The sequence below is a fragment of the Candidatus Culexarchaeum yellowstonense genome (genome assembly GCF_024707025.1).
In the GTDB taxonomy this organism is placed as follows: Archaea; Thermoproteota; Methanomethylicia; order Culexarchaeales; family Culexarchaeaceae; genus Culexarchaeum.
The window spans coordinates 1-8,569 of record NZ_JANGFQ010000061.1 but is presented as its reverse complement, the minus strand read 5'-3'; the positions used below and the strand labels follow the sequence as shown (position 1 = coordinate 8,569).

Sequence of the window (8,569 nt, the reverse complement as noted above, 5' to 3'; positions counted from 1 at the left end):
AAATAAACGTGAAAATAGGCGGAAAAACCATGAAACTAAAACTATGCAAATCATATGCCGAAGTGCCACCAAACCAACCACTAACAATAATTGGAAGCGGAGAAACACTAGAAATATCAATAAACCAAGGAAACGCAGCAAAAACACTGCAAATAGACATTGGAAATAAGATAATGGTATGGAAATGAACGATTTTAGTCTAAATTATATATGTTTGAATCAAATTTTACTATTTGATTGTGGTAGTGAGTTTACATGTCTTATACTGTTGTTGTATGTGCCCATAATGAAGAGGAATACATACTTAACGCTTTAAAATCAATATTCAATCAAACTGTCAAGCCGGAAAAGGTTATAGTGGTTTTAGATAGATGTACTGATAAAACGGGAGATATAGCCAAACTATTCCCCGTAGAAATTATTGAGAAGAATGAAGCAAAATGGAAATATTCATATGCTGAAAACCTTGAAATTGCACGTAAACATGTAAATTCGAAATTCTATGCCATAGTGGATGCAGACGTCATACTTGAACCAAAATACTTTGAAATCTTACTTAAAGAGGTTGGAGATAGAGATGCATGCGTGGGTGGCAGAATTATTACAAGTTGTAAAACAATTCTATGTAAACTCCTATCCCTATGGGAAAGAACATATGCACTCTCCCCTTGGAGAAGGCCTAGGGGGTGCGCATTACTGATAAGGAAGGATGTTCTTGACGAGATAGGAGGATTTGCTGATGTCCCAGCACCCGACACCCACGTTCAGGAACATGCTACTAAACTTGGCTACCAGGTTAGGGTGGTGGGTAAGGTTAAAGCATATCATATACGTAAAATAACTTTTAAAAGAGCCATAAAAACTCAATTCCAAACAGGCATAGCAAGATATAAGCAAGGAATAGGGTTAACAAGAACTTTACTACACTCCATAGCCAGATTAAGACCTTTTGTTATATTGGGTTACATTTATGCATTAATTAAAGATAAATTTAGAAGACAATAAAGATTTGTTGATCATGAGTGTGTTGATGATGGATAGGGCAGACTTTAACCCTAAAATTTCAGTTGTCATTTTAAATTATAATGGAATGAAATTTTTGGAGCCTTGCATAACTTCACTATTAAAATCCAGTTATGATGATTTTGAAATATTAGTCGTTGATAATGGTTCGAAGGATGATAGTGTAAATTTCCTGAGAAGAAGGTTCCCTAATGAACCAAAACTAAGGATAATTGCCTTAGGGAAGAATTATGGATTCGCCATGGGTAATAACATAGGTTACATATATACAAACCCAAAATCCAAATTCATCTTCTTCCTAAATAACGATACGGAAGTTGATAAAGATTGCATCAAAAACATTGTTAAAAAGATGGAAGAGGATGAATTCATAGGCGCAGCTCAGCCTAAAATAAGATCTCTAAGAAATAGAAATCTAATAGATGCTGTGGGTGGGATTGCTGATTATCATGGTAAAACTTGGCATCGTGGATCTAACGAGTACGATTATGGGCAATATGACTCCATAACTGAAACGTTTTATGCTCAAGGGGCTGCAATAGTTGTAAGGAGGAGCGTTATTGAAAAGGTAGGGCTATTTGACCCCCACTATTTCATGTATTATGAAGAAACTGATTTATGTTGGAGAATATGGCTTGCAGGATATAAGGTTGCAGTAATCCCAGAAGCTATAGTATATCATTATGGTGGTGGAAGTACTACATTCAAATCATCTGATTATGAAAAATATTTCAAGTTCTTTCATCTAAGAAGAAATCATTTAATGACAATGTTAAAGAATTACTCTGTACCAAACATTTTAAAATACACCTTAACATTCATGATTAAAATGTTATTTATCTCAATTTTATGGAGTTTTTCCGGTGAAAAGGTTAAGGCAAAAGCTTATTTGGATGCACTTCTTTGGATATTTTTCCACCTTAACTTAATTGCTAGAAAGAGGGTTTCTATTCAGAAGATTAGGCGAATACCTGATGCGGTATTAATGACAAAAATGGTTCCATCATCAATAATATAAATGCCAAGGCATTCATTAAACAAACTATTTACCAAGAAAAACTTATATTGATAGCAAGAATGATTTATCTTTAATGAAAATAGCAGTTGTACATACGAGTTTTATTTCAAAGGGTGGAGGCGAACGATTCATATATGAAGTTTTTAGCAGACTATCAAAACATTATGAAATTCACATATTTTGCAATAATATTAGCAATGAATCTTTTGACTTTAATAAATTTGAATGTAGCGTGATACCTGCAAGACATGATCTATTCGGGAAATTTGTTGCATATTATGAGGCAAAGGCTTTAAAGAGTGCTATAAAGTGCGCATTGAAATGGAAACCAGACATCATTTGGCTTAACAGAGGATATTATCATGCCAGTTGGATCATTGAAAAGCACAATATAAAAGTCATACCCTACGTTCACTACCCCATATCCCTAGAACCAATAAAAACCAGCTTCCTAAGGAGAGTTTATAGGAGGGTCATAAACCTAGAGGGCCTTGAACGTGAAGCGTTTGCACGAGTTCCAATAGTTTTATGTAATAGCAAGTATACAGAGTCTGCAATTAAAAGGGAGCAGCCCCTTGCAAAAACAGAAGTTGTTTATCCAGGGGTCGATCATAACAAATTTTATCCAACATGGGAAGATGAGGAATATCTATACTATAATAGCAGATTCCAGAAACCTAAAAACCATGAATTAGCTATAAAAATAGCGATAAAAACTAATTACAACCTCATACTATCTGGTTTTGTAAGCAAAAATAACATCAACTATTTTGAAAAGATCAAAAAACTTGCAGAAGGACATAGCAATATTAAGATTATACAAAATCCCAATGATGATACCATAATCAAGTTATTACAGAAATGTTCAATATTCCTTTTCCCATCATTGGGTGAGCATTTCGGTATAGCTCCAATAGAGGCCATGGCGTGTGGAAAGCCGGTCATTGGACATAAAAGTGGAGGTACCATCGAAACAGTTGGTGAGGTAGGTATTCTATGCGGCGATGATATAAATGAATGGGTTGAAAATGTAACACGCCTTATGGAAAACAAAGATGAGAGAATTATTTTAGGTAAGAGGGCCTTCGAGTTTTCAAAAAACTTCACATGGGAGAAGACTGTAAATAAAATACGCGATATAATAGAAGGTATTGTCAAGAAACCCTAAGCCTTTATTCACACCCCCCTTTTCAAGATATGCTTCTTTACAATAAACCAAAGCATCCCTATTGGTAGTATCAAACCTGCAATCGGCATTAATAAGCTATGTATATTCCCATGGGATCTAATGAGGTAATAAACCATTAATATCAAGTAGAGAGATGCTGAAATCAATGAGAATATTTTTGGAGAAAATGGTATTAACAAAATGGAAATTAACATGGAAGTATAATAAGCATACTTAAGCAACACATACCTTCTCCCAGACAGTATCTGCTGATAATGATAAATTACCGATGCACTAAAACTTGTCTTCAAATAATCAAAGAAACCTCTTGGCTTCTCCTTAATATGAACCGCCCTTTCTTTACTAACAACATACTTATACCCCCTACTTTTCAAACGGAATATCAATTCATCTGGATTCTCACCCTTAGAAAACCCAACAAAATATGCCCCAACATCCCTCAATGCCGATAATCTTATGGCAGCACAACTCATCCCTTGAGGTTCATTCATTGATTTATAAACCTTGTCAATCCACCCCTCCCTACCCCTTTCAACAACTGCTGGTACATTTATGAAAGCAACTTTTGGGTCAGATGAAAATACACTTTTCACTTCAAGTAATAAATTGGGAGGCACCACAACGTCAGAATCTACAAACAATATAAACTTTCCCTCAGCATAACGAATACACAGATTTCTACCCTCAACCACATCATAATCACCCCTAACCAGAACAATATCCCTATAATCACCAATATTCTCACATCTAAACCTTTGAAGTAATTCAAAAGAACCATCAGTAGACCCTCCATCCACAAAAACCAACTTCATCTTTTTCCTATCATACTGAAGACCCCTAATACCTTCAAGCGAATAATTCAACGTTTTCATAGAATTCTTCAACGTCATCGCAACTGTAATAACATCCTCCTCATACGACATTTCTACAATAAATATCCATCATATTAATTTAAAAAGACATTTCTACAAATTAATTTTCAACAATAATCAGTCTCTGTCGTTAACAAATGCACATAAATGTACCGCTATATGAAAAATACTACAAATAGATATCGGAAACAAGACAATGGTATGAGAAACTAATTGAAGTAATTAAATTTGATTTTAGATAAATCCCTTCAAATCAACATTTCTATGGTTTCCAAAATTTTTATTGCTCTATGAATGTGAGTATGATATTTTAGAAAGTGCTCTCGACCTTTCCTACAAACATCCTCCCATAAATCTTTAAGTAAATAATAATCAAGTTTTCTCTCCAATTCTTTAAAATTGCTAAAAAATATTGCACTTTCACCATCTACAAAATTGTTTTCGATAAAGATGAATGGTTTTTGAGAAACTAGTGTGGATCCATAAAATGGTATCTCCCAATAACGGTAGGTATCAAATCCAGTGCCTTGGGCAGAAATAGACAATTTAGAATTAGAAACTATTGTTTGATATTCATTATGGGGGATCCAATCTTTCCCAAACTTCCCCACAATCCTTATGTCAGCTTTAAGCTTCCTTTTCTTCACGTATTTAACTAAAAATTTATAGAGCTCCAATCTATATGAACTTGTCATGGAAGCTATAAAACTAATATCAATACTCTTATTTTTATCATCATTTACTTTATTTAGCATATCTGTAGCCACAGTTAAATTTAGGGGTAAAAGTTTAGGTAAACCTCTAATTGCAGGGAATGAAAATGAATTTAAATTTAACTTATTCTTACGTAATTGGTAAATATACACTTTGCTCCACATTTTTAAATAATGTTTATTTATTGATGGTGAAGATAAGATTTCCCTTTTAAAATATCCTTTCACTTTACTGCTGAAATAAAGCAATCGAAGGAAAGGATCATCCTCTCCATCTATGAAGAAAATTGGGGTCCTAATGGAATTATTACATAAAACTTTTCTCATAAGCTTTTTCTGATATTCTGACCTTAAAAAATTAAAAATTATAGCATCAAAATCATTCAAATCCGGTAGTTGATGATAATCATATTCATTATTACTAATGTAACCAAAATATCTGGGAGCTTTCCACATATATCTCCTATTAATCAAGAATCCAAAATTGTCTTCCTCTATTTCCATTTGACCATGAAGGTCATAACCAATAATTTTTCCATTTTTAACTGAAAGATGGTAAAGCGCTTTATATGGCCACTCTATACATCTCTGATGAAGAATAGCTTTTAAACCTTTAAAATAAATGTCTCCCTGATTAGGCTCTTCTGAAGTTATAAATAAAATTTTTAAATTAGGTATTTTTCCCATTAGAAATTCCCTCCCATATCGATTCCTTTTTGCAAAACAATAGTTTTATAACACGATAAATTTTACGTTGCTCAATTTTATGCTTTAACCACTTACAGTTTTCATCTATAGAGCCACTATTCACAAATAAAATCTCAAAATTAGGATAAGTTGTTAAAAGCAGTGATCTAAAACAGTTTTCAATGAATTCCATCCCATTATAATTTAAAACAATGACTGAACATTTTGGGGATGGTGTCATATTGCAATACAAATCATTGTTTTAAATTTTGCTATAAAATCGTTGCTATAACAATTCAACCTTATTAATGTAAAGGTTTACTAGTTGAAGAAGGGACTTCATTTTTTGACATATCTATTAGCTTTACGATTTTCTTTGCTATTGCTTTGTGACAAAGATTGTTGCGCCAGAAATGACTTATACTTTGTGGATCATAATAACCAACTTCCCATTTATGGGCATCTATTAGTAGTGCATTTAGTAGGGGGAGTTCAGTAAAGTCAGTTGCTATAGTCCCTGAAAATCCTCCCAATGTTAAAAATGTAAGGCACTCAATGGAGGTACCAACAATTGTGCACCCCATACAAACAGCCTCAGCTGCAGCTATACTGAAACCTTCCCAATTGGAAGGCATGAAAAAGATCCGTGATCTTGCTAAATGACGAATAACCTCATCACGAGGAATGTAACCAGTTAAATGCAGCTGATCTGGTATTCGTGAAGAAGCTATTTTGTTAATAAGCTTTTGAACAATCTCCTTGCCAGAGCCAACTATCACTATATCATAATCAGGTTTCAAATTCGCAAATTGACATAAAACCTTAACCATTCGGATAGTATTCTTTTGCTCTATTGCATCCCATCTTCCAAGAGCCATCACTTGTTTTTCCTTTTTTAAGGGAACTGTTGTACTTATGATGTCAGAGGCTACTGGATTTGGTACTACATGGATTTTTGAAGATAGATTGAAACCCCAATATAATAGTGAATAAGAGAGATTAATTTGAGCTTGGGGTGATTCGATTATTACTTTATCCGCTAATTTTATGTGTTCAGCAACGCGCCTAATCCTTCGATGTCTCATCAATTTGGTACGTAATACATGATAACTTCTTCTGAAGATTTCACCGAAACTTAACAAATTAAAATTTTGTAAAAGGTATCGGAAACTCAATCGTCTAGGATCAGTGGGAAAAGCATATCTACCATCACCATCGGCTTTCACTATAACAAACTTCCCAGCTTGTTTCATAGCTGATACCATAGGTAGATACCTCCTACTAAGCCAAGTATACGCCACAATTACATCATCAGGGACTGTGCGCTAATAATCTGTAGTTAATATTTGAGATCTAGTTGCAAATCTAATAGGAAATGGAGAAGCGTATGTCTTTAATTCCTGCTTATACAATGTAATCATTTCACTTTGAATTCCCAAGTCTAAAAAACCCAAAACAAGCTGTCCCGGGTCTTTAGTTTCATGTAAAGGTAGATATCCATCAAAAACACTCCTATCCTCATTTCATCATCACTAGTCCTCATTGCTAATGTTATTTTGCTTTAATTTAATCTATTTAACGTTTTTCGAATGTTTGTCGATGGCTTAAATTTATTGACAACCATTTTTACTTCAGTTTAGTACTGATAGTATAAAGTTCCTATAAGTTGGAATGAGTTTTGACCATTCGAAGAGTGTTTCCAATCGTTTCCTGTTTTTATAACCTAATCGTCTCCTAAGATCTTCATCATAATATAGTTTGAGTATGGCATCTGCCATGGCATCTATATCGTCGAGCTTAACATAGTGAGCATCATCATTAAAAACGCTCTTTGTACCAGGAGCTTCTTCTGCTAGAATAGGTTTGCCCGCCGCCATGTACTGGAAGAATTTCATGCGTTCAGCATAATAGCTTATGGGATGCCTGGTGGTTGAAGCTATGAAGAGGTCTGTTGCTGAAAAGGGTAACGTTATTTCTCCGTAATATAGAATCCTCGTAAAATTCATTTGATGAAAATTTAAATTCACATCAATAATGCATTTTCTCCATATACTTGATTTTCAGGTCGAGGTCCATGGCTTCGGATAGGGCTTCTTTTAGTAGGCTGGTGTATAGGTTGCTATCTCCAACAATTAATTTTACACTATTCAATAAGGCTTTCAACTTCAATTTTGGTGAAGCCCAATTGAGTGGTATAATATCGACTGGTAATCCTAAAGCATCTTCAAGTATACCAGATATTTCAGCAATCCTCTTGAGGTTTGGTTCGGGATTCATGAAAACTCCGACATCCAAGTCTCTAATGAAATTCCTTCTCAGAATTGAGCCGAAGAGCACAGCCACCTTCACATCCATAATTCCACCAAGAATCCCCCTCAACCTTCTTGAAGCATCTTCAATTGAAACTTCATAGTAATTGATGTTCAATTGGGAATGCCTCCATAACCTTACTTAGAAGCTCCCTCACACATTTAAAGTCGTCTTTTACAGCTTCATAAATTCTCTCATCATCAACTAGCCAGTAACGATGTATCAAAATGTCCTCAATCCAACCATGGATGTAAGATCCTTTACATAAGGCAAATTTAGCTTTTCAGCAATTATCTTAATAGCCTCCCTATAGGATGTTGGAGTTTGGAATATGCTTCAACGGCAATATGTATGCATAGAGAAATTATGGATTCCACGAGAACGATCACATTATATCGCATAGAATACTTTTCATCGAAATTCAATTGCATAAATGGTTTGGAAGTCAATCTCTGCAATTCATTCATTATGAATTTAATTTCAGAAATTCTAGCTCTTAAGACATCGGCATTCACAGGCATACCCAGCATCCCAACTACAATAGTTTGTCAATCATACTAGCTTAAAATCATTCCCATAAGAATCACTCTCTCCATTAATTGAAATCCTTGTATACAAAATTGAGTTTACAAATTTATATACACAAATTATACTCATAAATTATGGTGGGAGGATTGTCTACAGTTGTTCTTTCCGTGAGGGTGAGGAGGGAGCTTAAGGAGGAAGCTGAGAGATTAGGTATAGATTTGAGGGAAGC

General features: G+C 34.4%; 12 protein-coding genes. 4 read left to right on the top strand and 8 right to left on the bottom strand.

The window, feature by feature from the left end; translation table 11 throughout:
• From MRT15_RS07400 to MRT15_RS07385, 4 genes are all read left to right on the top strand, one after another.
• The coding region (locus tag MRT15_RS07400) for an SAM hydroxide adenosyltransferase (protein ID WP_304329360.1) at positions 1 to 188 on the top strand (188 nt) is incomplete at its 5' end.
• Positions 189 to 255: 67 nt separating this feature from the next.
• On the top strand, positions 256 to 1,005 hold the full coding sequence (locus MRT15_RS07395; RefSeq protein WP_304329358.1) for a glycosyltransferase family 2 protein: 750 nt from the start codon (positions 256 to 258) through the stop codon (positions 1,003 to 1,005).
• A gap of 25 nt (positions 1,006 to 1,030) precedes the next feature.
• Positions 1,031 to 2,041, top strand: coding sequence for a glycosyltransferase family 2 protein (locus MRT15_RS07390; RefSeq protein ID WP_304329356.1), 1,011 nt, complete (start codon positions 1,031 to 1,033; stop codon positions 2,039 to 2,041).
• A 73-nt stretch (positions 2,042 to 2,114) separates the two neighbouring features.
• On the top strand, positions 2,115 to 3,209 hold the full coding sequence (locus MRT15_RS07385) for a glycosyltransferase family 4 protein (RefSeq protein ID WP_304329354.1): 1,095 nt from the start codon (positions 2,115 to 2,117) through the stop codon (positions 3,207 to 3,209).
• Positions 3,210 to 3,217: 8 nt separating this feature from the next.
• Here MRT15_RS07385 and MRT15_RS07380 read toward each other — a convergent pair whose 3' ends face one another.
• The 8 genes from MRT15_RS07380 to MRT15_RS07350 form a co-directional block, all read right to left on the bottom strand.
• Positions 3,218 to 4,153, bottom strand: a complete 936-nt coding sequence (locus tag MRT15_RS07380; protein WP_304329352.1) for a glycosyltransferase family 2 protein — start codon at positions 4,151 to 4,153, stop codon at positions 3,218 to 3,220.
• A gap of 197 nt (positions 4,154 to 4,350) precedes the next feature.
• Positions 4,351 to 5,502 carry a glycosyltransferase gene (locus MRT15_RS07375; RefSeq protein WP_304329350.1) on the bottom strand — a complete coding sequence of 384 codons (1,152 nt, stop codon included), beginning with the start codon at positions 5,500 to 5,502 and terminating at the stop codon, positions 4,351 to 4,353.
• Entirely contained in the window at positions 5,486 to 5,743 is a 258-nt protein-coding gene (locus tag MRT15_RS12580) for a glycosyltransferase family 2 protein (RefSeq protein WP_369684960.1), read from the bottom strand. The genes MRT15_RS07375 and MRT15_RS12580 overlap by 17 nt, the downstream gene beginning before the upstream one ends.
• 64 nt (positions 5,744 to 5,807) lie before the next feature.
• Positions 5,808 to 6,755 (bottom strand): glycosyltransferase family 4 protein, encoded by a 948-nt coding sequence (locus tag MRT15_RS07370; protein WP_304329348.1) that lies wholly within the window; start codon positions 6,753 to 6,755, stop codon positions 5,808 to 5,810.
• A gap of 378 nt (positions 6,756 to 7,133) precedes the next feature.
• Entirely contained in the window at positions 7,134 to 7,529 is a 396-nt protein-coding gene (locus MRT15_RS07365) for a glycosyltransferase (RefSeq protein ID WP_304329346.1), read from the bottom strand.
• Between the two features lies 1 nt (position 7,530).
• The gene (locus MRT15_RS07360) at positions 7,531 to 7,929 is read right to left on the bottom strand and encodes a nucleotidyltransferase family protein (protein WP_304329345.1); all 399 of its coding nucleotides are present in this window, start codon (positions 7,927 to 7,929) and stop codon (positions 7,531 to 7,533) included.
• Entirely contained in the window at positions 7,910 to 8,038 is a 129-nt protein-coding gene (locus MRT15_RS07355; RefSeq protein WP_304329343.1) for a hypothetical protein, read from the bottom strand. Before MRT15_RS07355 ends, MRT15_RS07360 begins: the two co-directional genes overlap by 20 nt.
• Before the next feature lie 64 nt (positions 8,039 to 8,102).
• Positions 8,103 to 8,333: a hypothetical protein gene (locus MRT15_RS07350; RefSeq protein ID WP_304329341.1), complete on the bottom strand. Its 231-nt coding sequence runs from the start codon at positions 8,331 to 8,333 to the stop codon at positions 8,103 to 8,105.
• Positions 8,334 to 8,569: the final 236 nt, after the last annotated feature.

Bases quoted from the DNA above. Each gene is read 5' to 3' on its own strand.
- MRT15_RS07390 (WP_304329356.1), top strand. From the start codon at position 1,031: ATGATGGATAGGGCAGACTTTAACCCTAAAATTTCAGTTGTCATTTTA.
- MRT15_RS07375 (WP_304329350.1), bottom strand. From the start codon at position 5,502: ATGGGAAAAATACCTAATTTAAAAATTTTATTTATAACTTCAGAAGAG.
- MRT15_RS07395 (WP_304329358.1), top strand. From the start codon at position 256: ATGTCTTATACTGTTGTTGTATGTGCCCATAATGAAGAGGAATACATA.
- MRT15_RS07385 (WP_304329354.1), top strand. From the start codon at position 2,115: ATGAAAATAGCAGTTGTACATACGAGTTTTATTTCAAAGGGTGGAGGC.
- MRT15_RS12580 (WP_369684960.1), bottom strand. From the start codon at position 5,743: ATGACACCATCCCCAAAATGTTCAGTCATTGTTTTAAATTATAATGGG.
- MRT15_RS07380 (WP_304329352.1), bottom strand. From the start codon at position 4,153: ATGTCGTATGAGGAGGATGTTATTACAGTTGCGATGACGTTGAAGAAT.
- MRT15_RS07370 (WP_304329348.1), bottom strand. From the start codon at position 6,755: ATGAAACAAGCTGGGAAGTTTGTTATAGTGAAAGCCGATGGTGATGGT.
- MRT15_RS07350 (WP_304329341.1), bottom strand. From the start codon at position 8,333: ATGCCTGTGAATGCCGATGTCTTAAGAGCTAGAATTTCTGAAATTAAA.